Here is a 23,672-nt window from a genome sequence, read left to right on the forward strand (position 1 = left end):
GTTAACCGTGCGTCTCGAATCGTCGACCGTGCGTCTTGGAGTTGGCGAAACGTGGATTGCGTGCACAGTCAACGGAACACGATGCACGGTCAACGATTTCCGGCGCACGGTCAACGATCCGCGACGCACGCTCGACGATCAGGTTTGGTGTACGAGCGGGGTGTCGAGGGTGGCCCCGCGGTAGAGCGACACGACCGCATCCACGACGTCGGCGTGGGTGCCGAGGGGGCCGGCGACGACCGCGTCGGACACGATCGTGTCGAGGGCGCACTCGACGCGCTCGGTCAGCAGGCCGGCCGACAGGAAGTACGGGCTGAGGGCGATACGACGCGCGCCGCCGGCACGTAGCCGCCGAACTGCGGTGTGCAATGCACGCTGGTTGGGACCCAGTTTGGTGGCAAACACGGTTTCGACCGGTCGGTGCAACCGGGTGGACAATTCGATTGCGCGACGGCGCACGTGGCGATCGGCGGTCGGATCCGATGACCCCACCGCGCACAGGATCACGCCGTCGTGTCGCGACATCCCCGCCTCACGAAGACGCTGTACCAGGCCGGAAGTCATTGTGCGCGAGCCGATCACGTCGGTTTGCCGAGCGCCGGGGCAGTGCTCACCGATGATGGCGGGGAGGTCGGTCTTGCTGTGGTAGCCCGCGGCCAGCAGGAGCGGGACCGCCACGGGTGCGGGCCCGGATGACGCCAGCACCTCCTCGACGCGAGGTTCGTTGAGGTCGAGGTAGGACAAGCGAACCCGCACACCGGGGAGCCGGTCGGCCACCGCCGCACGCACACGGCGCGCGGTATCCGCGAATCGCGGATCCCGGCTGCCGTGCGCGACGAGGACGAGAGTGGTTGTCACACCAGCTCTTTGAGATGCAGCGGCGCAAGTGCGTCGCCGACCAGGCCGGCCGCGAGGGTGTTGCCGCCCTGCGGATCGATCAGCAAGAAGCTGCCCGACTCGCGATTGATCTGGTAGTCGTCGGCCGGAATCGGTTCCGCGGTTTGGACCGAGATCCGCACGATCTGGTTGAGCTCCACCGACTCCGGGGCCTCGACCAACGCCAGGTTCTGCTCGTCGAACAGCGCGTCGAGCGCACCGACGATGGCCTGCGTGGTCTTGGTGCCGTGCTTGAGCAGCAGACGTGCGCCCGGCCGCAGCGGCTTCTCGGCGAGCCAGCACACGGTCGCGGTGAACTGCTGAACCGGTTCGGGAGCGTCGGCCGTGGCGGCGATGACGTCGCCACGCGAGATGTCGACGTCATCGGCAAGCAGCAGCGTGACGCTGCGTCCGGTATGCGCTGTGGCGAGTTGCCCGTCGGCCGTGTCGATCTGGCTCACGGTGGTCCGGCGGCCGGACGGCAGTACGACGACCTCGTCGCCGACCGACACGCGTCCGGCAGCGATCTGTCCCGCATAGCCGCGGTAGTCCGGGTAATCGGGGGTGCGCGGCCGGATGACGTACTGGACGGGGAAACGCAGGCCGACGGGTTCGCGATCGGTCACGTTGGGCACGTTCTCGAGGTGCTCGATGAGCGTCGGCCCGTCGTAATACGGCGTGTTCTCCGAGCGGGTGGCGACATTGTCGCCGTGCAGCGCGGAAACCGGGATCGCCTGCACCTGCTGAGCCGACCAGCCCAGCGAATGGGTCAACTCGGCGAACTCGGCCGAGATCTCGGCGAACACGGTCGCCGGATCGTCAACCAGGTCGATCTTGTTCACCGCCAGGACCAGCTGGGGCACGCCGAGCAACGACATCACGGCCGCGTGCCGACGCGTTTGCGCCACAACACCATTGCGCGCGTCGACGAGGAGCATGACGAGTTGCGCGGTGGACGCACCGGACACCGTGTTGCGGGTGTACTGCACATGCCCGGGCGTGTCGGCGAGCACGAATGACCGTGCGGGCGTTGCGAAGTAGCGGTAGGCGACGTCGATGGTGATGCCCTGCTCGCGCTCGGCGCGAAGGCCGTCGACGAGCAGCGAGAGATCGGGGGTCGCGAGGCCGCGGTCCACCGATGCCTTGGTGACGGCGTCGATCTGATCGGCGAGAACGGACTTGGTGTCGTAGAGCAGGCGGCCGACGAGGGTCGACTTTCCGTCGTCGACGCTTCCCGCAGTCGCGATGCGAAGGAGGTCGGGTACGTGCTTCATCTCAGAAATATCCTTCGCGCTTGCGGTCTTCCATGGCGGCCTCGGACACGCGGTCATCACCGCGCGTGGCACCGCGCTCGGTCAGTCGTGATGCGGCGACCTCGGCCAGGATGGCCTCGTCATCGGCGGCCTCCGACAGCACCGCGCCGGTCGTCGAGCCGTCGCCGACGGTGCGGTAGCGCACCGAGAGTCGTTGCAGTTCCTCACCTTCGCGGGGGCCGCCCCAGACGCCGGGAGTCATCCACATGCCGTCGCGCTGGAACACGTCGCGCTTGTGGGAGTAGTAGATCGACGCCAGCAGCACCTGCTCGCGGGCGATGTAGCGCCAGATGTCGAGTTCGGTCCAGTTGGACAGCGGGAACACGCGTACGTGCTCGCCGGCGGCGTGACGTCCGTTGTAGAGGTTCCACAGTTCGGGCCGCTGACGCTTGGGGTCCCACTGGCCGAAGGCGTTGCGCAGGGAGAAGATCCGCTCCTTGGCGCGCGAGCGCTCCTCGTCGCGACGGCCGCCGCCGAAGACCGCGTCGAAGCGGTTCTCGGTGATCGCGTCGAGCAGGGGAATGGTCTGCAGCGGGTTGCGGACGCCGTCGGGGCGTTCGGTGAGACGCCCGTCGGCGAGGTAGTCCTCCACGGACGCGACATGCAGGCGAAGATTGTGACGCTCGGCGACCTGGTCGCGGAACTCGAGCACCTCGGGCAGGTTGTGTCCGGTGTCGACGTGCAGCAGCGCGAACGGCAGGGGAGCAGGCCAGAAGGCCTTCAGTGCCACATGCAACAGCACGGTGGAGTCCTTGCCACCGGAGAACAGGATGACCGGACGTTCGAACTCGCCGGCAACCTCACGGAAGATGTGAATGGCCTCGGACTCGAGTGCGTCGAGGGTGGTGAAGTCGTCGGATTCGACGATCTCGCGCGGGGTCTCGGTGATGGTCATGCGTGCAGCCCACATTCTGTCTTGGCGCGACCGGCCCAACGGCCACTGCGCGGATCGGATCCGGGTTCTGGTTTGGCCGTGCAGGGGGCGCAGCCGATGGATGGATAGCCTTCGTCGACAAGGGGATTGACGAGAACGCCGTGGGTGTCGATGTAGTCCTGCATGGTCTCGTCTGACCACGGTGCGATCGGGTTGATCTTGACCAGCCCGAAGCCCTCGTCGAAGGAGATCAACGGTGCGTTGGCCCGCGTCGGCGCCTCCACGCGGCGGATGCCGGTGACCCACGCGTCGAAACGCTGCAGGCCGGCCTTGAGGGGCACCACCTTGCGCAGCCGGCAGCACTCACCCGGGTCGCGGGCAAACAGGTTGCGCCCCAACAGTTCGTCCTGCTCGGCAACCGAACGCTCGGGTGTCAGGTTGACCATTTCGACGCCATACACCTGCTCCACGGCATCTCGGGTGCCGATCGTCTCGGCGAAGTGATAGCCGGTGTCGAGGAACAGCACCTTGACCGGATCGCCGCCGATCAGCTCACTGTCGATGTGCTTGACGGCGAGGTCGACGAGTGCGGCGTCCTGCATGTTGGAGGCCACGACGAAGTTGTCGCCGAAGTTCTCCGCGGTCCAGGCGAACAGCTCGGCGGGCGTCGCGTCCGGTCCGAGGTCGGCGGCTCCACGCTCGGCGATCGCGCGCAACTCGTGCTCGTCGAAACGCCGGCCGGTGGCCGTTGGCGTGGCGGTGGACGTGCTCATCGCAGTGCCTCCTCGTCGGCACGAACGGCCCACTGCGCGAACCGTTCTCCGTCGTTGCGCTGGTCCACGAAGTTGCGGACGACGCGCTCGATGTAGTCGCCGAGTTCGGTCGAGTTCACCTTGTGCTGGCGCAGCTTGCGGCCGAAGCCGGCGTCCTGGCCGAGACTGCCGCCGAGATGAACCTGGAAGCCCTCGGTCTGCCCGCCGTTGCCGTCCTCGACGAGCTGTCCCTTGAAGCCGATGTCGGCGATCTGCGATCGCGCGCACGAGTTGGGGCAGCCGTTGATGTTGACGGTGATCGGGACGTCGAGACCTGAATTGATGTCGGCGAGGCGCTCCTCGAGCTCTGGCACGAGCACCTGCGACCGTTTCCGGGTCTCCACGAAGGACAGCTTGCAGAACTCGATACCGCTGCAGGCCATGAGATTTCGTCGCCAATTGGAGGCGCGCGCCTGCAGTCCGAGCGGAGCCAGTTCGGCGATGAGCTGCTCCACCTTGTCGTCGGCGACGTCGAGGACCACGAGTTTCTGGTACGGCGTGAAGCGGATGCGATCGGAGCCGATGCGCTCGGCCGCGTCGGCAACGGCGGTCAGCTTGGTCCCGGTGACGCGCCCGGCGATCGCGGCGAAGCCGACCGAGTTGAGCCCGTTCTTGAGCTTCTGCACACCGACGTGGTCGCGCGGCTGGGTCAGCGGCTCGGGTGCCGGACCGTCGATCAGCTTGCGACCCAGGTATTCGTCCTCGAGTACCTGGCGGAACTTCTCGATGCCCCAGTCCTTGATCAGGAACTTCAGGCGTGCCTTGGCGCGCAGGCGGCGGTAACCGTAGTCACGGAAGATCGAGACGACGCCTTCCCACACGTCGGGCACCTCGTCGAGCGGGATCCAGGCGCCGACCCGCTGGGCGAGCATCGGGTTGGTCGACAGGCCACCGCCGACCCAGAGGTCCAGACCGGGGCCGTGCTCGGGATGGTTGACGCCGATGAAGGCGATGTCGTTGGTCTCGTGTGAGACGTCCTGCAGGCCGGAGATGGCGGTCTTGAACTTGCGGGGCAGGTTCGAATACTGCGGGTCGCCGATGTAACGGCGCACGATCTCGTCGATCGCCGGGGTGGGGTCGAGGACCTCGTCGATGGCGTCGCCTGCCAGGGGCGAGCCGAGAATGATGCGCGGGCAGTCGCCGCACGCCTCGGTGGTCTTGAGTCCGACGCCCTCGATGCGTTCCCAGATGGTCGGGACGTCTTCGATGCGAATCCAGTGGTACTGCACGTTCTCGCGGTCGGACAGGTCGGCCGTGTCGCGTGCGAACTCGGTCGAGATCTGACCGAGCGTGCGGAGCTGCTCGACGTTGAGCGCACCGGCATCGCAGCGGATGCGCATCATGAAGTGGCTGTCCTCGAGGATGTCGATGTTCTCGTCACCCGTCCAGGTGCCGTCGTAGCCCTCTTTGCGCTGCGTGTACAGGCCCCACCAGCGCATGCGGCCGCGCAGATCCTGCTTGTCGATCGAGTCGAAGCCCTGCTTGGAGTAGATGTTCTCGATGCGGGCCCGGACGTTGAGCGGGTTGTCGTCCTTCTTGACCTGCTCATTGGTGTTGAGCGGTTCGCGGTAGCCCAGCTTCCACTGGCCTTCCGCGCGGCGCTTGGTCGGACGTGCTTTGCGTGCCTGCCGCGGGGCGTCATCGCCGGCCTCCGAACGCGGGGTGCGCGGGGTCCGTGCGGGCCGCTTCGACTCCGCGGGCCCCTTGGGTGCGGACTCTTCGGGCACGGCAGGGGCGTCTGTTGTGGACGTCATGAAATCTCCTGTGCCGGCGCACAGGGCCGGCGGGTATCGCACGATGAACGGGCTGGTTTACGTGCCGGCGTCCCGCTGGAAATGCGGGATCCCTCAGGGCCGAGACGTCGCTAAACGCGACAGAATGCGCTGCAGACGCGCTTGAAATCAATGTGGCGACGCGCAGCCAGCCACACCCCTGGGAAAATCACGGTGTCCATAGTGCCACGCTCGTGGTCGCCTCGTCTACTTGGGGTTATTTTCCATCACTGTGATGGAAAGGTCGGTCGTTGATCCATGCAGGTATGAGGGTCAAGGCGTGCGGTCCGTCGTCTATTCCCACCGGTGTCCCACGCTTCCGAGCCGATTACGCCGTTGCCGGGTTCGGTCGGCATGATGGACAGGTGAAGGTCTCGTCGCCACCGGTTGTGGATCCGGCCATCGCACGAGCATGTGCGAGCGCCGATCGGTCCGTGCCGTTCGGCCTGTACCTGCACGTTCCCTTCTGCGCGACCCGGTGCGGCTACTGCGACTTCAACACCTATACCGCCGGTGAACTCGGCAGCGCGTCGTCGCCGGAGACATGGCACAACGCGGTGGCCGCCGAACTCGAGGCGGCGTCGACGCTGCTGCGTCCGGCTCGGCCGGTGTCGTCGATCTTCGTCGGTGGCGGAACGCCGTCGCTGCTGGGGGCGTCTGGGCTCGGTCGTCTGCTCGACCGGGTTCGCGACAACTTCGAGATCGCCGACGACGCGGAGATCACCACCGAGTCGAATCCGGAGTCGACCTCTCCCGAGTTCTTCGACGGGCTCCGCGCGGCCGGTTTCACCCGGATCTCGCTGGGTATGCAGTCGGCAGCCGCTCACGTGCTGGCGGTGCTCGACCGCACGCACACGCCGGGGCGGGCCGTCGCAGCCGCGCGCGAGGCGCGCGCAGCCGGGTTCGCACACGTCAACCTGGACCTGATCTACGGGACGCCGGGGGAGTCGGACGCCGACCTGCACGCCAGCATCGACGCGGTCCTCGCGGCCGACGTCGACCATGTGTCGGCATACGCCTTGATCGTCGAGGATGGCACGGCGCTGGCGCGGCGAATTCGGCGCGGCGAGATGCCTGCACCCGACGACGACGTACTCGCCGACCGTTACCGCATCCTCGACCGCAGGCTCACCGACGCGGGGTTCTCCTGGTACGAGGTGTCGAACTGGGCGCGGTCGGCTGCGGGCGAATGCCGCCACAATCTCGCGTACTGGCGCAGCCACGATTGGTGGGGGATCGGCCCGGGTGCGCATTCCCACGTCAACGGAGTGCGCTGGTGGAACGTCAAGCATCCGGCGCGCTACGCCGACGCACTCGGCGGCCGGCGGCTGCCGAGCGCGGAGTCAGAGATCCTCGCCGACGCCGACCGGCATGTCGAAACCGTGATGCTGACCACGCGATGCCGCGATGGACTCCCACAGACCGCGCTCGACGACGCCGAGGATCGTCGGGCTGCCGACCTGTGTGGCGAGGGGCTCTTGATCCGGCGCGACGACGACTACGTACTCACCGATGCCGGGCGGTTGCTTGCCGACGGGGTCATTCGCCGAATCCTCTGGGACTGATCCCGACCATCCTCCCGTCGTCTTCGTCGCAGAAACCGCGCTTGTCGCCAGAAACCGCAGGTGTCGCCAGAAACCGCTGGCGCGCACGGGTTTCTGACCAGACACGCGGTTTCTGAAATCGCGACACACCGACGATGTGGCTCGACTGCCGTGTCGAACACCATCTCGGCTGGCCGCGCACAGACACCTCTCACCCGGCGGTGCTACTGACATCTGCTCGCATGTCTCCCATCTGCGCGCAATGCATTACGAGCAGATGGGAGAAACGCGAGCACCGGGTCGCCGCGACCCACCCGCCGACGTCGTCGGGGAACGTTTCAGTGGCCGTCGCCGTGGAGTTCCTCGATCAGACGGTCCCGAACACGATCGCCACCCGTAGGAAAGCTGTACCTGCCAACCCCACCAAGTGCGCTGTGCACCTGACCAGCCTCCCGCGTACAGATTCCCGCAGGTCGCAGGGGCAGCCATCGAGCGCTTCGGATCAGTAGCCGAAGTCCGGGTTGCCGTTGCACTGCAGTTCCTGGCACGTGACCTTCCAGTCGATCTTCCACAGTCCGGCGTCGCGGATGTAGTGGTAGCGCGACGTCTTGGCCGGGAAGCCTGCCATCACCACACTGCCGGTCATGGTCATCCGGTTGCCGTTGATGGTCGGTGCGCCGATCGAGCGGCCGGTGATCGAGAAGAAGTCCATCTGCCGGCTGTATGCCAGGGCCTTCTGCACCTGCGCACGCACCTTGGGTGTATTGCCGCGATAGCTCACCTCGAGCTTGTTGGCCATCGGAATGTTCGGGTTCCACAGTGCGGCGAACTGTTTCTCGAGCTCGGCGTTGCCCGGAGCAGCGGTGCGGACGTAGAGGTCTGCAGTCTTGGCGGATCGGACGGACACGTCCGCGTGTGCGGGAGCCGCGGCCAGTCCGAGTCCGAAGATGACCGTGAACACGCACGCCACAACAAGTTTGAACAGTTTCATTGGTGAGCTCCTCAGCTATTCGCTCTTCAGATCGGTCGAGGCCAATCGGACCAGCCCGAACACGAAGATCGCGATGGCGATGATCGAGAAATAGACGAGTGAGCCGTTCGGTCCGCCGAATGGGCTTTCGATGGAGGTGATCTGGCCGACGCCGAGCGTCGCGTTCTTGAACGGCGAGTAGTTCTGCAACGTGAGCCCGATGTCGCCCTGGATCATGCCGACGAAGTTCTCGATACCCCAGATCCACAGCAGGATCACCATGATCACCAGGCCGGGCCGCGGGAGCAGAACCGCCAAACCGAGGCCGAGTGCGCAGATCAACACCGACAGGTACGCGGTGCCCACCCATTGCCGGAGCCCGGCGGCCGACCACAGATCCACGCGTCCCCAGATCTCGGGGAACACGTGCGGAAACACCGACAGGATTCCGAAGATGGTCCCGGCGATGACAAGCGCCGAAATCGTGCCGAAGACAATCAGTTTCGCGACCGGCAGGAGCCATCGGCGCGGTTGGATCGAGCAGACGATCTCCACTGTGCGGTCCTTGAACTCGTTGGAGAACGACGAGACGGGTGCCGACATCATGATGATGGTCGAGAAGACGATCACCCAGTAACCGGCGTTGTTGGTGTCCATACCGCCGCTGCCGTCGATCGCCTCCATCTGGGTTGCCTTGGCGATGCCGAAGTTGATGGCGGTCGGGATCAGAACGGCCAGTGGAACAATCGCATACCAGAGTGGGCTACGCCAGGAGAGCTTGGCGAGTTCGCTGCCGACGGCGCGGCCGAGATCGCGGGGGAGTCGGGCAGAGCGGGTGAGCACGTTTGTCGACCGAACCCGGGTGGCCGGCGGAAGGGGCGCCACGTCCGGACCGGGTGTGGCCGAATGTGCGGCGTCGATGTCGGTCGGCTGCGCGTCGGGCACCGATTCGATGCCGGTCGCGACTGTCGAATCGGGAGCGCGGTGACTCATCGTGCGCCCCCTGTTCCCGCGTATTCCACACTGTTCCTTGTTATGTCGAGGTAGGCCGACTCGAGCCTGCGTGGTTCGGTACCGGCGGCGACGATCTCGTCTCGGGAGGTGTTGGACAACACGCGTCCCTGTCCCATGATGATGACCCACGACGCGTTGATCTCCACCTCGGACAGACTGTGGGAGGCGACGAGAAGACACTTGCCTTCGTTGGCGAGGCCGGTGAGCAGGTCACGCAGCCACAGGGTTCCCTCGACATCGAGGCCGTTGGCGGGCTCGTCGAGGACGATGGTCCGCGGGTCGCCGAGCAGTGCCGTCGCGATCCCCAGTCGCTGCAGCATTCCATAGGAGTACTTTCCGGTGGGCCGCTTGGCCACATCGGACAGACCCACCAGTTCGAGGACGCGGTCGGCGTCGGCGGTGTCGATGCCCGCGAGCCGCGCTTGCCAGCGAAGGTGTTGGCGCCCGGTGTGATTGGGGTTGCGGACGAAGGCGCCGAGGCAGAAGCTGATCTCTCGCTTGACATCCGGGAGGGCGCGCAACCGCGAGCCGTTGATCGAGATGGTGCCCGAGCTCGGGCGCGAGAGGCCCGCGATCATGCGCAGGACGGTGGTCTTGCCTGCCCCGTTGGGTCCCAAAAGATAGGTGAGCGCGCCGGGTTCGGCCCGGAACGTCACGTCCTTCGCGGCTTCCTTCTTGCCGAACGACTTCGACAAGCCTGTCACTTCGATCATCGAAAGTGCATCTCTCTGTACAGAGGTCTCAGCAGACCGGTTAGTGGCCACACAGAGCACACGGCGGCCCCTCGCGTCGCGAGGGGCCGCCGTGTGTTGCCGATCAGTATCCCCAGTCGGGATTGCCCTGGCAGCCCGGACGGCAGTTGGCCTTCCAGTCGTACTTCCAGATGCCGCCCTCGCGGACGTAGTAGTACGTGAAGCTCTGCGCCGGGTAGCCGGCCATGACACCATTGCCGGTGACGGTCATGCTGTTGCCGTTGATCGTCTTACCGGTCACCCGCCCCTTGATGGAGAAGAAGTCCATCGTCTTGCTCATGGACATCGCCTTCTGGATCGAGGTCTGCACCTTGGGGGTGTTGCCCCGAACGCTGACTGCGTACTTGGGAGCCAGCGCAACGTTGGGGTTCCACATCGCCGCGTACGAACGCTCGATCTCACCGTTGCTCGGATTCGCCGAGCGGATGGGGAGATCCGCGGCCTTCCCGGAACGGATGTCGACGTCGGCCTGAGCCGGCGAAGCCAGTCCCGCTCCGAGGAGCAGCGCGAAGAAGCCGATCGCGGCCAGACGGATGAACTTGCTCATGTCAGATCCTTGTCACTCAATGAAGATGCGGCTCAGTAGCCCCAGTCGAGACCCTTGAGGCCGTTGCTCTGCGAGTAGGCCTTCCAGTCGAACTTCCACAGGCCGCCGTCACGGATGTACTCCATGGTGACGCCCTGCGCCGGGAATCCGGCCATCACACCGTTGCCGCGCGCGGTCATCCGGTTGCCGTTGATGGTCTTGCTGGTCAGACGCCCCTGGATCGAGAAGAAGTCCATGGTCCGGGAATTGGCCAGCACCTTGTTGATCTGCTGCTGGACTTTCGGGGTGTTGCCGCGGTAGCTGGCGGCGTACTTCGGGGACACCGGAACGTTGGGGTTCCAGAATCCGGCGTACTGACGCTCGAGCTGTGCGGTGCTCGGGTTGGCCGCGGCAACGGAGAGGTCCGCAGCCTTTCCGGCCCGAATGTTGACGTCGGCGTTGGCAGGCGCGCCGGCCAGTCCGACGCCGAGCAGCAGCGCGAACACCGCGATGGTCGCGGTGCGGAGGAGCTTGATCATGTTGTCCTTTCATCGGTAACCGACGACGTGGACTCGATCGCTTGGTCGGCCTTCGGCCCGAGAACCCCCGATGGCCGACCGTCGCCCGAACGTCGCTGGTCGTGAGAAGTCGGTGTCCGAAATGTTATCGATGCGATGAGAGGTTAGTCAAACCTTAGAAATGTTGTTCCTGGTCACATGTCCTACTCGACGACCGGCCTGCTCCAACTGGGGTCGGGCGCGCGCGGTGGTGTGGTCCATCCCGTGCTCCGGCCACCGGTGGGCGTGGGCCGACGATGGGCGCCGGCCGGACGTTCCGCCTTCGGCAATTCGGCGGTGTCGCCGAGTTGTTGCTCGATGGAGGTGGCCTCCGAACGGAGATCCAGCGCGTCCAGATCCAGGGTGCGGGCATGGATGATGTGCCGGTTGCGCAGCGCCGACCGCACCGCGCGGTGCAATCCGTCCTCGAGGTACAACTCGCCCTGCCAGCGCACGACGTGCGCGAACAGGTCCCCGTAGAAAGTGGAGTCCTCGCTGAGGAGCTTGTCGAGCGCGAGCACCGTCGTCACCGTCGTCAGTTCGTCGAGTCGCAACTGCCGCGGCGGGATCTTGGCCCACGCGCGCGTCGACAAACCGTGGTCGGGATAGGGCTTGCCCTCGCGCACCCCCTTGAAGATCATTGCTTGTCCGGCCTTTGCAGCGCAGTTTCGTAAGATGGACGTTACCCACTGTATGGCAGAGCGAGCGTGGTCAGGAGGTGAAAAGCGTGTCCAGCACCGATGATCGTCGGTTCGAGATCCTGCGCGCGATCGTGACGGATTACGTCGACACGCAGGAGCCGATCGGCTCGAAGGCGTTGGTGGAGCGTCACCAGCTGGGCGTCTCGAGCGCGACGGTGCGCAACGACATGGCCGTCCTCGAGGCCGAGGGGTACATCACCCAGCCACACACGAGTTCTGGTCGGGTACCGACGGACAAGGGCTACCGCGTCTTCGTCGACCGCATCAGCGAGATCAAACCGCTGTCGGGTGCCGAGCGTCGCGCCATTCTCTCGGTGCTCGATTCCGGAGTGGATCTCGATGACGTACTTCGCCGGTCGGTCAAGCTGCTCGCCCAGCTGACCCGACAGGTCGCCGTCATCCAGTACCCGGTCCTGTCCACGGCAACCGTGCGCCATCTCGAGGTGGTGACCTTGTCGCCGTCGCGTCTGCTCCTGGTCGTGATCACCGACAACGGGCGCGTCGAACAGCGGGTGGTCGCGCTGTCACAGGATCTCGACGACGAGGACTTCATCCGGCTGCGCGACATGTTCTCGGTGGCATTGCACGGTAAACGTCTCGAGGAGGCGTCGGCCGCGGTGGCCGAGGTCGCCAATGCCGCCCCCGCCGACATCCGCACCGCAGTGGTGAACGTGGCGACGGTGCTCGTGGAGACGCTGGTGGAGCGCGGGGACGACCGTCTGGTGCTGGGCGGGACGTCGAATCTGGCGAGGTCGGCGGCCGATTTCGCCCCTGGCACCGGCGGCATGGACCCGGTACTCGACGCGCTCGAAGAGCAGGTCGTGGTGCTGAAGTTGCTCGCCGCGGCGCACCGTATGGGCAGCGTCACAGTGCAGATCGGGGAGGAGACCCAGACGGAGAACCTGCGCGGCACCTCGGTGGTGTCGACAGGGTACGGTGCATCGGGCACGGTGTTCGGCGGGGTGGGCGTGCTCGGTCCGACCCGCATGGACTATCCGGGAACAATCGCATCCGTCGCAGCCGTTGCGAAGTACGTCGGCGAAGTACTCGCCGAACGTTGAGCCATACCTGAACACCGAGCCATACCTGAAGGACCGACACAACCGTGGCACGTGATTATTACGGAATTCTGGGCGTGCCCCAAGGGGCAAGCGACCAGGAGATCAAGCGCGCCTATCGCAAGAAGGCACGCGAACTGCATCCCGACGTCAATCCAGGAGAAGAGGAACGCTTCAAGGAACTCAGCACCGCCTACGAGGTGTTGAGTGACCCGGAGAAGCGTCGCATCGTCGACGCCGGCGGAGATCCGCTCGCGACCGCGGGTGCCGGTGGTGGATTCGGCGGTGGCGGTGGTTTCGGTGACGTGTTCGAGGCGTTCTTCGGGTCCGGCGGTGCGTTCGGTGGTGGCGGCGGATTCGGTTCGGGGCGCGGCCCGCGGTCCCGGGTACAGCCCGGCGAGCCTGCACTTGTCGCGATCGAACTCGACCTCGACGAGTGTGCGTCGGGCGTCAACAAGGAGATCACCGTCGACACCGCGATCCTGTGCGACGTGTGCACCGGATCGGGAACCAACGGCGACAGCAAACCCACCACCTGCGACACGTGTAAGGGCAACGGGCAGATCCAGGCCGTCCAGCGTTCGCTCCTCGGCCAGGTCATGACCGTCCGCGATTGCCCGACGTGCCATGGCGTCGGCGAGGTCATCAGCGATCCCTGCCACAAGTGCGGTGGCGACGGCCGCGTTCGGTCGCGCCGCACGATGACCGTCCGGATCCCGGCAGGCATCGAGAGCGGTATGCGCGTGCGGCTGGCCGGTCAAGGTGAGGTCGGCCCCGGGGGCGGACCCGCGGGTGACCTCTACGTGGAGGTGGCCGAGCGCCCGCATGCGGTGTTCATGCGTGACAAGGACGACCTGCACTGCACCTTGCGGGTGCCGATGGCCGACGCGGCGCTCGGTTCGGAGTTCGCCGTCGACACCATCCTGGGCGATCAGGTGACCGTCACGATCGCCGCCGGAACCCAGCCCGGCCAGGTGGTGAAGCTGCGCGGACAGGGCATGCCACACGTCAACTCGGGTGTTCGCGGCACCATGCACGTCCACCTCGACGTGGTGGTGCCCGGCAAGCTCGACGCCGCGCAGTCCGAGGCGCTCAAACGCTTCCGCGACGCGTCCGACGATCAGATCGAGATCATCAACACCACGAGCGCCGCCGGTCCGGGCGGGCTGTTCTCCCGTCTGCGCAACGCGTTCGCGGGCCGGTAGCGGTCGGCGGGCGTATGAGTCCTCCGCTGTTCTGGGTCCAGACGGTCCCCGAACCCGGAGCCGATGTCGTGCTCGGCGGTCCCGAAGGCCGGCATGCGGTCACGGTCACCCGGGTGTCGGTCGGCGAGCGCGTCGTGATCGGCGACGGCGCCGGATCGACCGCGCTGGCGCAGGTGGAGTCCATCGAGGCGAAAGACCGGCTGATCGCGCGAGTCCGTGAGTTCACCTACCGAGCACGGCCGACCCCGCAGGTCACCGTGGTGCAGGCGCTGCCGAAATCGGAGCGCTCCGAGTTGGCCGTCGACCTCGCCACCGAGGCCGGCGCGGACATCATCGTGCCGTGGCAAGCGGCCCGGTGCGTCGCGCGGTGGGCAGGTAAAGCCGACAAAGGCGTGACGAAGTGGCGTGTCGCCGCGTCGGCCGCCGCCAAGCAGAGTCGGCGGGCCTGGATTCCGGACGTCACCGACCTCGCGTCGACGACCGACGTGCGCGCACTCTGCGCAGACGCGATCGCGACGGGCGGCACGGTGGCGATCCTGCACGAGGAGGCGTCCGCGTCGTTGCGCGATCTTCCACTGGCGCAAGCCAATCGGATCGTGCTGGTGATCGGGCCAGAAGGCGGCCTCGACGACGGCGAGGTCGCAGACCTCACCGCTCTCGGTGGGCACGCGGTGATCCTCGGCCCGGAGATCCTGCGGACGTCGACGGCCGCTGCGGTCGCGCTCGGGGCGATCGGTGCCCTGACCGACCGCTGGACGCGGTGAGCTCGTGAAACCGGTCAACTCGTGAAACGCTGTGCGGTGCATCGCACCAAGATCCACTACGGCGCGGCGCCGTCGAAGTTCGGTCACCTCTATCACGCATCCGATCCGGCCGATCTGCCGCCGACGATGCGGCCGGTGGTCCTGATTCACGGCGGGTACTGGACCACGGAGTTCAGCCTCACCATCGAGTCCGCAATCGCTCGGCAATACGCCGAACGTGGCGCTCTGGTGTGGAACATCGAGTATCGCCGCGTCGGCGAGCCCGGTGGTGGCTGGCCGAACAGCGCGACCGACGTCGTCGACGCGCTGTCGGCGCTCGACGAGCAGGTGCGTGCGCCGTTGCCCGACGTGGTCGCCGACCGCGTCGACTGGTCGTCGGTCGGTGTGGTCGGCCATTCGGCCGGCGGTCAACTGGCGGTGTGCGCGGTCGCCCGACTCGGCGCCCAGACGGCCCGGACGCGCATCACCACCGTTGTGGCGCAGTCGGCAGCGCTCGACCTCGTCGCGGCAGGCCAGGCGGGTCGCGAGTCGGTGCGCGCGCTGATCGGGGCGTCCTACGCGGACGCGCCGGCGCGGTATCGGGCCGCGTCACCGATCGAGCAGGACATCTTCGACGCGCACGTCGTCGCCGTGCACGGCGACAGGGACACCGCGATCCCCGTCGAGGTGAGCCGCCACTACGTCGAGGTGGTGGGGTCGCGCGGGCAGTCCGCCGAGCTGATCGTGGTGCCGGAGGAAGGGCACGACGTCTTCGTGAACCCGCGCAGCGTCGGAAACCGACAGACGATGCGCGTGCTGGGGATCTGAACGGTAGGGGATGTGAACGGCACCGGAATATTGCCTGCTGGCCGCTCGTTGTGTCGCGATACACTGGCGTGCACCGCAGTGTTGCCCAGCGCGCATGGGCGGTGCCACACAACCCGATGATCAGGAGTGATTTCATACGTGACTGACGACAATCCCGACACGAGCGGGCAGTCGCGCGCGACCTCGACGCGCCGATCTGTGGTCACGTCTACCGTCGAAGTCTCTCCCGAAGTGGTGTTCGGGCTGCTCGGCGCGAGCGACGTCAATCTGCGCACCCTGGAACAGCTTCTGCCCGCCGAGATCCATGTGCGCGGCAACGTGGTCACGCTGACCGGCGCCGCCGCCGATGTCGCGGCCTCCGAGCGGGTCATCGGCGAACTGGTCGACCTCGTCGGCCGCGGCACCCCGCTGACGCCGGACCTGGTGCGGCACAGCGTGTCGATGCTCTCCGAGACGACCGCCGAGTCGCCGGCCGAGGTGCTGTCCCTGGACATCATCTCGCGGCGCGGCAAGACGATCCGCCCCAAGACGCTCAACCAGAAGCGCTACGTCGACGCGATCGACAACAACACGGTGGTCTTCGGGCTCGGACCGGCCGGCACGGGCAAGACCTACCTTGCGATGGCGAAAGCCGTGCAGGCCCTGCAGTCCAAAGCGGTCAACCGGATCATCCTCACCCGACCGGCGGTCGAGGCCGGCGAGCGGCTCGGGTTTCTGCCCGGCACGCTGAGCGAGAAGATCGACCCCTACCTGCGTCCGCTCTACGACGCCCTGCACGACATGATCGACCCGGAGTCGATCCCCAAGCTGATGGCGGCCGGGGTGATCGAGGTGGCGCCGCTGGCTTTTATGCGCGGTAGAACCCTCAATGACTCCTTCATCATCCTCGACGAGGCGCAGAACACCACCACCGAACAGATGAAGATGTTTCTCACCCGGTTGGGTTTCGGCTCCAAAGTTGTGGTGACCGGCGACGTCTCGCAGGTCGACCTTCCTGGCGGTGCGCGAAGCGGTCTCCTTGCCGCAACGGGGATCCTCGAGGGTATCGACGACATCCACTTCTCGCACCTGACCAGCCAGGACGTGGTGCGCCACCGTCTGGTGGCCGACATCGTCGACGCCTACGGACGCGCCGAGGAGGCCCAGCGCGGCGGCCGTCTGCGCGACGCCGACAAGCTGCCCGGTAATCGCGCCACCCGACGCGCATCGAGCCACGGACGACGCTCATGAGCATCGAGTTCGCCAACGAATCCGGGGTCGACGTCCCGGCCGAATTGATCATCGAGGCTGCGCGTTTCGCGATCAACGCGATGGACGTGAATCCGGCGGCATTGTTGTCGGTGCTGTGCGTCGACGAGGACACCATGGCCGACATGCACGTTCAGTGGATGGATTTGCCCGGTCCCACCGACGTGATGAGCTTCCCGATGGACGAACTGGTGCCGGGCGGCCGGCCCGACGCCGCCGACCTGGGTCCCGCGATTCTCGGCGACATCGTGTTGTGTCCGGAATTCGCTGCGCAGCAAGCCAAGTCGGCACGTCGCTCCTTCGACCACGAGCTCTCGATGCTCACCATCCACGGCGTTCTGCATCTGCTGGGATTCGACCATGCGGACCCCGACGAAGAACGCGAGATGTTCGGCCTGCAGAACGAGATCCTCGAGGCGTTCTACGCGCAACGTCACCGTCAGGCGCGCAAGCAGCGGCAGTCCGACAAGGACGCGCGTCTGCTGTCCAACATCGGGTTCACCGCAGCGGATGACGAGGCTAAGGCCTTGGATGCCGCACCGCCCGAGGAGAAATGACCGTGCCCGACGACATATGGTTCGTCGTCGCGGCGATCATCCTGATCAGTGTCGGTGGGTTGTTCGCCGCGATCGACACCGCGGTCTCGACGGTGTCCATCGCTCGCGTCGAGGACATGGTCAAGGAAGGCCGGGCGGGAGCTCGGCGGCTGATGACGATCCTGTCCGCCCGCGCCACCTACGTGGGGCTCGCGGTGCTGCTGCGGGTGAGCTGCGAGACGGCGGCCGTCGCCTTGATCGCGTTGAGCGCCACCGACGTCCTGGGTCTTGGTTGGGGTCTGTTCGCGGCGATCGCCGGTATGGCGGTGGTGTCGTATGTGGCCGTCGGAGTCGGGCCGCGGACGTTGGGCCGCCAGCACGCGTACACGATCGCCCTGTCGTCGGCGATCCTGCTGTCGGCCCTCGGTGTCCTGCTCAAGCCGGTCACCCGGTTGCTGATTCTCATCGGTAACGCGCTGACGCCCGGACGCGGCTTCCGTAACGGGCCGTTCGCCACCGAGGTCGAACTACGCGAGGTGGTCGACCTCGCCGAGGCCAGCGGTGTGGTGGCCGCCGACGAGCGCCGGATGATCCAGTCCGTCTTCGACCTCGGCGACACCTTCGCCCGCGAGGTGATGGTCCCGCGGCCCGAGATGGTCTGGATCGAAGCCGACAAGTCGGCCGCGCAGGCCACCAATCTGGCGGTGCGGTCCGGTCATTCGCGTATCCCGGTGATCGGCGAGAACACCGATGACGTCCTCGGGGTGGTGTATCTCAAAGATCTGGTCGCCAGATCGGCCGACGACGCGTCGGCGCTCACCGTCGGCGACGTCATGCGGGTGGCCGAGTTCATCCCGGACTCCAAGCCGCTCGACCGGGTGCTCGCCGACATGCAGCGCACCCGAAATCACATGGCGATGCTGGTCGACGAGTACGGCGGCATCGCCGGCCTGGTGACCATCGAGGATGTGCTCGAGGAGATCGTCGGGGAGATCACCGACGAATACGACCTCGACGAGGTCGCCCCGATCGAGGAACTCCCGGATGAGGCCTATCGGGTGTCGGCGCGGCTGCCGGTGGAGGATCTCGGCGAACTGTTCGACATCGAGATCGACGACGACGAGGTGGAAACCGTTGGCGGACTGGTCGGTCTGGAACTGGGCCGCGTTCCGCTACCCGGGGCGCGGGTACAGTCACACGGGCTGGAACTGATCGCCGAGGGCGGGCCGAACCGGCAGGGACGCCAGCGCATCACGACCGTGCTGGTGACCCGGATCGAAGCCCCGGACGACGAGGATCGATCAGATGAACACGACCGCGCGGACAACGGCGACGCGCGGGTTGCCGCACCGGAATCGCTGTCTGCGGCGGCCGGCGAGCGTGGCACACCGGAGGACCACAAGCGCCGCGACGGGTCTGCCCGGAGTAACGGAACCCATGACACCGTCGGATCTGCTTCGCGCACATCGCGATCAGGAGCCGGCAGTAAGGAACGATCGTGACCGATGACCTCTCGGACGAGGACCGCAAGCTCGTCGTGCTCGCACGCGGAGCGCTGGCTCGAGCCGAAGCTGCGTCGGGTGCGGCGGTCCGCGACGACGACGGGCGTACCTACGCGGGTGCCGACGTCGTGACCGCCACGCTGACGTTGTCGGCGCTACAGGTCGCGATCGCCACCGCGTTGTCCAGCGGTGCGCGCGGTTTCGAGGCGGCGGTGGTGGTCAACGGCCGCGCCGACGACCCGGGTCTGCCCACGTTCGCCGAGGTGAGTCCCGATGCATATGTGTACCTCACCGACACCGCAGGCACGCCGACATCCCGCGTGGGACAAGCCTGATGGGGGAGTTCCGCTCGGGCTTCATCTGTTTCGTCGGACGTCCCAACACCGGTAAGTCGACGCTGACGAATGCGCTGGTGGGCGAGAAGATCGCGATCACCTCGAATCGGCCGCAGACCACCCGCCACACGATCCGCGGCATCGTCAACCGGCCCGACGCCCAGCTCGTCCTGGTCGACACGCCTGGGTTGCACCGGCCGCGGACCCTGCTCGGTCAGCGCTTGAACGATCTCGTCCGCGACACCTACTCGGAGGTCGACGCCATCGGGGTGTGCATCCCGGCCGACGAGAAGATCGGTCCGGGTGACCGGTGGATCGTGGAACAGGTGCGTCAGATGGCGCCCAAGACCACCGTCGTCGGCATTGTCACCAAGATCGACCGCGTCGGTCCGGAGCAGGTCGCGGCTCAACTGTTGGCGCTGTCCGAACTGCTCGGACCCACCTCCGAGGTGGTCCCGGTGTCGGCGAACTCCGGTGCTCAACTCGACGTCCTCACCGACGTCCTGGTGTCGTTGATGGATCCGGGGCCGGCCTTCTACCCGGAAGGCGAACTGACCGACGAACCCGAAGAGGTCATGATGGCCGAGTTCATCCGGGAGGCCGCGGTGGAGGGGGTCCGCGACGAACTCCCGCATTCGCTCGCCGTGGTCATCGAGGAGATCATCGAGCGCGAACGCGAACCCGACCAGGTCCCGATGCTCGACGTGCATGCGATTCTCTACGTCGAGCGTCCCAGCCAGAAGGGCATCATCATCGGCCACAAGGGTGCGCGGCTCAAACAGGTGGGTATCGCCGCCCGCGCCCAGATCGAGCGGATGCTCGGCGTCAAGATCTACCTCGACCTGCACGTCAAGGTCGCCAAGGATTGGCAGCGCGACCCCAAGCAACTCGGACGCATGGGCTTCTGATCCGATCCCGGTGTGGCAGGGTTGCCCGTGGTAAGGGTGTGACATCTTCCGCTCCCTGAGGTGCGAGCGAAGCGAGCCTCGAAGGGCGTGGCGAGACAACAGTGAGACGGTCGGGATCGGGAGGAGACCGATGGGCAGGCACGACGAGGAGCCGGACGCGACGGTGATCGCGCCCGACCGCGGTGAACACGAGGCGGCCGAGCCGGAGGCAGAGGCAGGCCGGACCATCGCCGACGTGCTCGGGTCACCGCGATTCTGGTTGCTGCCGGTGGTGCTCGTGGTGGTGCTGTTCTGCCTGATGGCGGCCCTGTACATGGCCGCGGTGGTCAACCCGGAGAAGCATCTGCACGACTTCCCGATCGCGCTGGTCAACGAGGACACCGGCGGCAAGGTCGACAACGGGGATGGCACGTCGACCGAGCAGAATTTCGGCGATCAGGTGGCCGACGGTGTGATCTCCTCGGCCGCAGAGAACGGCATCGTCATCAGCCGGACGGATCGCGCCGCGGCGTTCAACGACCTGGGTACCGGCAAGGTGTACGGCGTGGTGGTGATCGACACCGGATTCACCAACAAGGCGATTGCGCTGGGGCAGGCGACCGTGCTCACCAACAAACCGGCGACGCCGTCGATCGGGGTCTACATCAACCGCGGGTCCGGCGCGTTCGCATCGTCGGTCACGACGACGTTTGCCGACCGCATGCGCACCGAGGTCAATGCCCAGTTCGGGTCGCAACTCACCGACACGGTGCACGCCCAGTTGAGCAAACTCGACAAGCCGTTCACCGGGGCCGCCCAGGTGGCGCTCGCCGCACCGGTCGACGTCACGGTGATCGAGCCCACACCGCTACCTGCCGGAGCGGGTAATGGGTTGACGGCGTTCTATTTTGCGCTGCTGCTCATCCTGGCCGGATTCACCGGGGCGATGATGGTGAGCATCCTCGTCGACGGCATGCTGGGGCAGACGCCCATCGAGTTCGGCCCGTTCTACCAACTTCGCACCCGCCTGTCGATCTCTCGATGGGGGACCGTGGCGGCGAAGTGGACGATCATGCTGCTCGTCTCGTTTGTGCAGGCGGCCCTGTTCATCGCGGTGTGTGCGGCCGTGGGTACGTCGCTGCCGAATGCGTTTGCGCTCTGGGCATATTCCGTGTTGGCGATCTTCGCGGTCGGGGTGACGGCGACGTCGATGATGGCGGTGTTCGGCAATCCGGGTCTGATCTTCAACCTGATCTTCTTCGTGGTCTTCGGCTTGCCGTCGTCGGGCGGCACGCTGCCGCTGGAGGCGAGCCCACGGATCTTCGAGTGGATAGCGGCCGTGGAGCCGATGCATGTGATCTACCTCGGGGTGCGATCGATTCTCTACTTCGACTCCGACCTGAGTGCGGGTCTGGCGCGGTCGGTGATCCAGTGCCTGGGCGGACTGATCCTCGGTGCGCTGCTCGGCTGGGCGGGCACCAAGTACTACGACCGGAAGAACTGGCATCGCTACCCGGGTGCGATGACCTTGCCGCCGCGTCTGGACCGCGTGATGAACGCCAACTAAGGCCCGTTGCGGTATGTCGCGCTCCGCTCCGTCGTTGCCCGGTGGAAGAATGTGCGGGTGAGGTTCTACCGGGACGAGGCTGTGGTGCTGCGCCAGCACAAGCTGGGTGAGGCGGATCGCATCATCACGCTGCTCACCGCCGAACACGGCCTGGTGCGTGCGGTGGCCAAGGGCGTGCGGCGCACCCGGTCGAAGTTCGGGGCGCGGCTGGAACCGTTCGCGCACGTCGATGTGCATCTCTACCCCGGCCGGAATCTGGATGTGGTGACGCAGGTGCACAGCCTGCACGTCTTCGGCGACGCCCTGGTCGCCGACTACGGGCGCTACACGACGGCATGCGCGGTCCTCGAGACCGCGGAGCGGTTGGCCGGCGAAGAGCGTGCGCCAGCGCCGCAACTGCACCGCTTGACCGTGGGGGCGTTGTCGGCACTCGCCGAGGAGCGACGCCCGCGGGAACTGATCCTCGACGCGTTTCTGCTGCGGGCAATGCATTGCGCAGGCTGGATGCCCGCCCTCGACGTCTGTGCCCGCTGTGCGACGCCCGGTCCGCATCGGGCCTTCCACGTCGCGGTCGGCGGTGCCGTCTGCCTGCATTGTCGGCCGCCCGGCGCGGCGACACCGTCGCCCGGTGTGCTCGACCTGATGGACGCGCTGTTCCGGGGTCAGTGGGAACACACCGCCGATGCGACCCCGTCGTTGCGCCGCCAGGCCAGCGGATTGACCGCGGCGCATCTGCAATGGCATCTGGAACGTCAGCTCCGAACCCTGCCGCTCATCGAACGCTCCGCGCCTCATAGGCTGGTGGAAACGGCGTGAGAGGAGTGCGGTGATGGCGTTACGGCCAGGCGCGTCGCGGCGCAAGGCGTCGGGCGCCGCGGAGAAGCCCGGCGAACCGCGGGTGGTCCGACCGCCCGATCCGCATCCCAGCGGTGCGCGTCCACCAGCTATTCCGGCCGAGTTCGTACCCCGGCATGTGGCACTGGTGATGGACGGCAACGGCAGGTGGGCGACCGATCGTGGCCTGCCGCGCACGGAAGGCCACAAGCGTGGCGAAGCGGTCCTGATGGACACCGTCTGCGGATGTATCGAGTTGGGCGTCACATGGCTGTCGGCGTATGCCTTCTCGACCGAGAACTGGTCGCGCAGTCCCGACGAGGTTCGTTTTCTGATGGGGTTCAACCGCGACGTGATCCGTCGTCGTCGTGACGAGATGAACGAGATGGGTGTGCGAGTCCGCTGGGCCGGCCGCCGACCACGACTGTGGCGCAGCGTGATCCGCGAGCTCGAGGTCGCCGAGGAACTCACCAGGGACAACACGGTGATGACCCTGACGATGTGCGTGAACTATGGTGGCCGTGCCGAGATCGCTGACGCCGCACGGGAAATCGCCCGGCGCGCCGCCCGCGGGGAGATCGATCCCGAGCGGATCTCCGAGGCCACCTTCGCGCGGTACCTCGACGAGCCGGACATGCCCGACGTCGATCTGTTCTTGCGGCCTTCGGGCGAGCAGCGCATCTCCAACTTCCTGCTGTGGCAGTCGGCCTACGCGGAGATGGTGTACCAGGAGAAGCTGTTCCCCGACTTCGATCGTCGAGACCTGTGGGCGGCATGCCTGGAGTATGCCGAACGCGACCGCCGCTTCGGCGGGGTGAACCCACGATGACCGACTCCTTGCTCAGGCGGGTGTCGGGACTGCTCTCCGAAATCGGCAGCGTCGCGTCGTCCGATCCGGAATCGCTTGTGGTGCAAGTCGGTTCGACGAGCGCTTCGATCCGGGTGCTCGCCCTCGCCGACGGGCTCGACGTGCTGGCCATCACCCAGCTCATCGCACTCGACCTCCCGAACACCGAGCAACTCCGCGACGACGTCGAGACCTGCGGTGCGCAGCTGAGCTTCGGCAGCCTTCGGCGCTCCGACCCCCAGGGCGTGACCACAGATGTGCTGCAGTACTACACGTTTCCGGCCGGCAACCTCGACGACATCCCGTTGCTCACCGTCTTGCACATCGTCCTGACCTCCGGCGCCGACGCCGCGACGCGGCTGGTGGGGAAT

General features: G+C 66.4%; 25 protein-coding genes. 14 read left to right on the forward strand and 11 right to left on the reverse strand.

The features are described from left to right. Positions 1–138: 138 nt before the first annotated feature. From MKW15_RS10630 to MKW15_RS10650, 5 genes are read right to left on the reverse strand one after another with little or no spacing between them, the layout of a single operon-like run. Positions 139–858, reverse strand: coding sequence for a sirohydrochlorin chelatase (locus tag MKW15_RS10630; protein WP_240857582.1), 720 nt, complete (start codon positions 856–858; stop codon positions 139–141). After that, the gene (locus tag MKW15_RS10635; protein ID WP_240857583.1) at positions 855–2,150 is read right to left on the reverse strand and encodes a sulfate adenylyltransferase subunit 1; all 1,296 of its coding nucleotides are present in this window, start codon (positions 2,148–2,150) and stop codon (positions 855–857) included. The genes MKW15_RS10630 and MKW15_RS10635 overlap by 4 nt, the downstream gene beginning before the upstream one ends. Before the next feature lies 1 nt (position 2,151). Next, positions 2,152–3,099 (reverse strand): sulfate adenylyltransferase subunit CysD, encoded by a 948-nt coding sequence (cysD, locus tag MKW15_RS10640; RefSeq protein WP_374246899.1) that lies wholly within the window; start codon positions 3,097–3,099, stop codon positions 2,152–2,154. Beyond that, on the reverse strand, positions 3,081–3,836 hold the full coding sequence (locus MKW15_RS10645) for a phosphoadenylyl-sulfate reductase (protein ID WP_240857585.1): 756 nt from the start codon (positions 3,834–3,836) through the stop codon (positions 3,081–3,083). Before MKW15_RS10645 ends, cysD begins: the two co-directional genes overlap by 19 nt. Continuing rightward, on the reverse strand, positions 3,833–5,629 hold the full coding sequence (locus tag MKW15_RS10650; RefSeq protein WP_240857586.1) for a nitrite/sulfite reductase: 1,797 nt from the start codon (positions 5,627–5,629) through the stop codon (positions 3,833–3,835). Before MKW15_RS10650 ends, MKW15_RS10645 begins: the two co-directional genes overlap by 4 nt. Before the next feature lie 383 nt (positions 5,630–6,012). On the opposite strand from MKW15_RS10650, the gene hemW reads away from it, so the two are divergent. Next, complete coding sequence (gene hemW / locus MKW15_RS10655) at positions 6,013–7,212, forward strand: radical SAM family heme chaperone HemW (protein WP_374246902.1); 1,200 nt, start codon at positions 6,013–6,015, stop codon at positions 7,210–7,212. A 481-nt stretch (positions 7,213–7,693) separates the two neighbouring features. Here hemW and MKW15_RS10660 read toward each other — a convergent pair whose 3' ends face one another. The 6 genes from MKW15_RS10660 to MKW15_RS10685 form a co-directional block, all read right to left on the reverse strand. Beyond that, the gene (locus MKW15_RS10660) at positions 7,694–8,182 is read right to left on the reverse strand and encodes a hypothetical protein (protein WP_240857587.1); all 489 of its coding nucleotides are present in this window, start codon (positions 8,180–8,182) and stop codon (positions 7,694–7,696) included. A 15-nt stretch (positions 8,183–8,197) separates the two neighbouring features. After that, complete coding sequence (locus MKW15_RS10665) at positions 8,198–9,154, reverse strand: ABC transporter permease (protein WP_240857588.1); 957 nt, start codon at positions 9,152–9,154, stop codon at positions 8,198–8,200. Next, positions 9,151–9,888: an ABC transporter ATP-binding protein gene (locus MKW15_RS10670; RefSeq protein ID WP_240857589.1), complete on the reverse strand. Its 738-nt coding sequence runs from the start codon at positions 9,886–9,888 to the stop codon at positions 9,151–9,153. Before MKW15_RS10670 ends, MKW15_RS10665 begins: the two co-directional genes overlap by 4 nt. A gap of 103 nt (positions 9,889–9,991) precedes the next feature. Next, entirely contained in the window at positions 9,992–10,474 is a 483-nt protein-coding gene (locus MKW15_RS10675; protein WP_240857590.1) for a hypothetical protein, read from the reverse strand. Positions 10,475–10,506: 32 nt separating this feature from the next. Further along, complete coding sequence (locus MKW15_RS10680) at positions 10,507–10,992, reverse strand: hypothetical protein (protein ID WP_240857591.1); 486 nt, start codon at positions 10,990–10,992, stop codon at positions 10,507–10,509. Positions 10,993–11,174: 182 nt separating this feature from the next. After that, positions 11,175–11,651, reverse strand: coding sequence for a type II toxin-antitoxin system VapB family antitoxin (locus MKW15_RS10685; protein ID WP_240857592.1), 477 nt, complete (start codon positions 11,649–11,651; stop codon positions 11,175–11,177). An 86-nt stretch (positions 11,652–11,737) separates the two neighbouring features. Between MKW15_RS10685 and hrcA the strand changes: the two genes are divergently transcribed. From hrcA to MKW15_RS10750, 13 genes are all read left to right on the forward strand, one after another. Beyond that, complete coding sequence (gene hrcA, locus MKW15_RS10690; protein ID WP_240857593.1) at positions 11,738–12,772, forward strand: heat-inducible transcriptional repressor HrcA; 1,035 nt, start codon at positions 11,738–11,740, stop codon at positions 12,770–12,772. A 44-nt stretch (positions 12,773–12,816) separates the two neighbouring features. Then, entirely contained in the window at positions 12,817–13,974 is a 1,158-nt protein-coding gene (gene dnaJ / locus MKW15_RS10695) for a molecular chaperone DnaJ (protein WP_240857594.1), read from the forward strand. 14 nt (positions 13,975–13,988) lie between these two features. After that, complete coding sequence (locus tag MKW15_RS10700; RefSeq protein ID WP_240857595.1) at positions 13,989–14,738, forward strand: 16S rRNA (uracil(1498)-N(3))-methyltransferase; 750 nt, start codon at positions 13,989–13,991, stop codon at positions 14,736–14,738. 36 nt (positions 14,739–14,774) lie between these two features. Beyond that, the gene (locus tag MKW15_RS10705; protein ID WP_240857596.1) at positions 14,775–15,545 is read left to right on the forward strand and encodes an alpha/beta hydrolase family protein; all 771 of its coding nucleotides are present in this window, start codon (positions 14,775–14,777) and stop codon (positions 15,543–15,545) included. 138 nt (positions 15,546–15,683) lie between these two features. After that, positions 15,684–16,775: a PhoH family protein gene (locus MKW15_RS10710; RefSeq protein WP_240857597.1), complete on the forward strand. Its 1,092-nt coding sequence runs from the start codon at positions 15,684–15,686 to the stop codon at positions 16,773–16,775. Then, positions 16,772–17,350 carry an rRNA maturation RNase YbeY gene (gene ybeY / locus MKW15_RS10715; RefSeq protein ID WP_240857598.1) on the forward strand — a complete coding sequence of 193 codons (579 nt, stop codon included), beginning with the start codon at positions 16,772–16,774 and terminating at the stop codon, positions 17,348–17,350. The genes MKW15_RS10710 and ybeY overlap by 4 nt, the downstream gene beginning before the upstream one ends. Positions 17,351–17,352: 2 nt before the next feature. Then, complete coding sequence (locus MKW15_RS10720; protein ID WP_240857599.1) at positions 17,353–18,831, forward strand: hemolysin family protein; 1,479 nt, start codon at positions 17,353–17,355, stop codon at positions 18,829–18,831. Next, on the forward strand, positions 18,828–19,166 hold the full coding sequence (locus MKW15_RS10725; protein ID WP_240857600.1) for a cytidine/deoxycytidylate deaminase family protein: 339 nt from the start codon (positions 18,828–18,830) through the stop codon (positions 19,164–19,166). Before MKW15_RS10720 ends, MKW15_RS10725 begins: the two co-directional genes overlap by 4 nt. Next, entirely contained in the window at positions 19,166–20,074 is a 909-nt protein-coding gene (gene era, locus MKW15_RS10730) for a GTPase Era (protein ID WP_240857601.1), read from the forward strand. The genes MKW15_RS10725 and era overlap by 1 nt, the downstream gene beginning before the upstream one ends. A gap of 130 nt (positions 20,075–20,204) precedes the next feature. Next, positions 20,205–21,620, forward strand: coding sequence for a YhgE/Pip domain-containing protein (locus MKW15_RS10735; protein ID WP_240857602.1), 1,416 nt, complete (start codon positions 20,205–20,207; stop codon positions 21,618–21,620). Positions 21,621–21,677: 57 nt separating this feature from the next. Beyond that, positions 21,678–22,436: a DNA repair protein RecO gene (gene recO, locus MKW15_RS10740; RefSeq protein ID WP_240857603.1), complete on the forward strand. Its 759-nt coding sequence runs from the start codon at positions 21,678–21,680 to the stop codon at positions 22,434–22,436. 13 nt (positions 22,437–22,449) lie between these two features. After that, complete coding sequence (locus tag MKW15_RS10745) at positions 22,450–23,283, forward strand: isoprenyl transferase (RefSeq protein WP_240857604.1); 834 nt, start codon at positions 22,450–22,452, stop codon at positions 23,281–23,283. Beyond that, positions 23,280–23,672, forward strand: a 393-nt coding sequence (locus MKW15_RS10750; protein WP_240857605.1) for a hypothetical protein, incomplete at its 3' end; no start/stop codon positions are given. The genes MKW15_RS10745 and MKW15_RS10750, both read left to right, overlap by 4 nt.

Origin of the sequence: Gordonia gummivorans (assembly GCF_022513585.1) — a bacterium.
Classification (GTDB): Bacteria; Actinomycetota; Actinomycetes; order Mycobacteriales; family Mycobacteriaceae; genus Gordonia.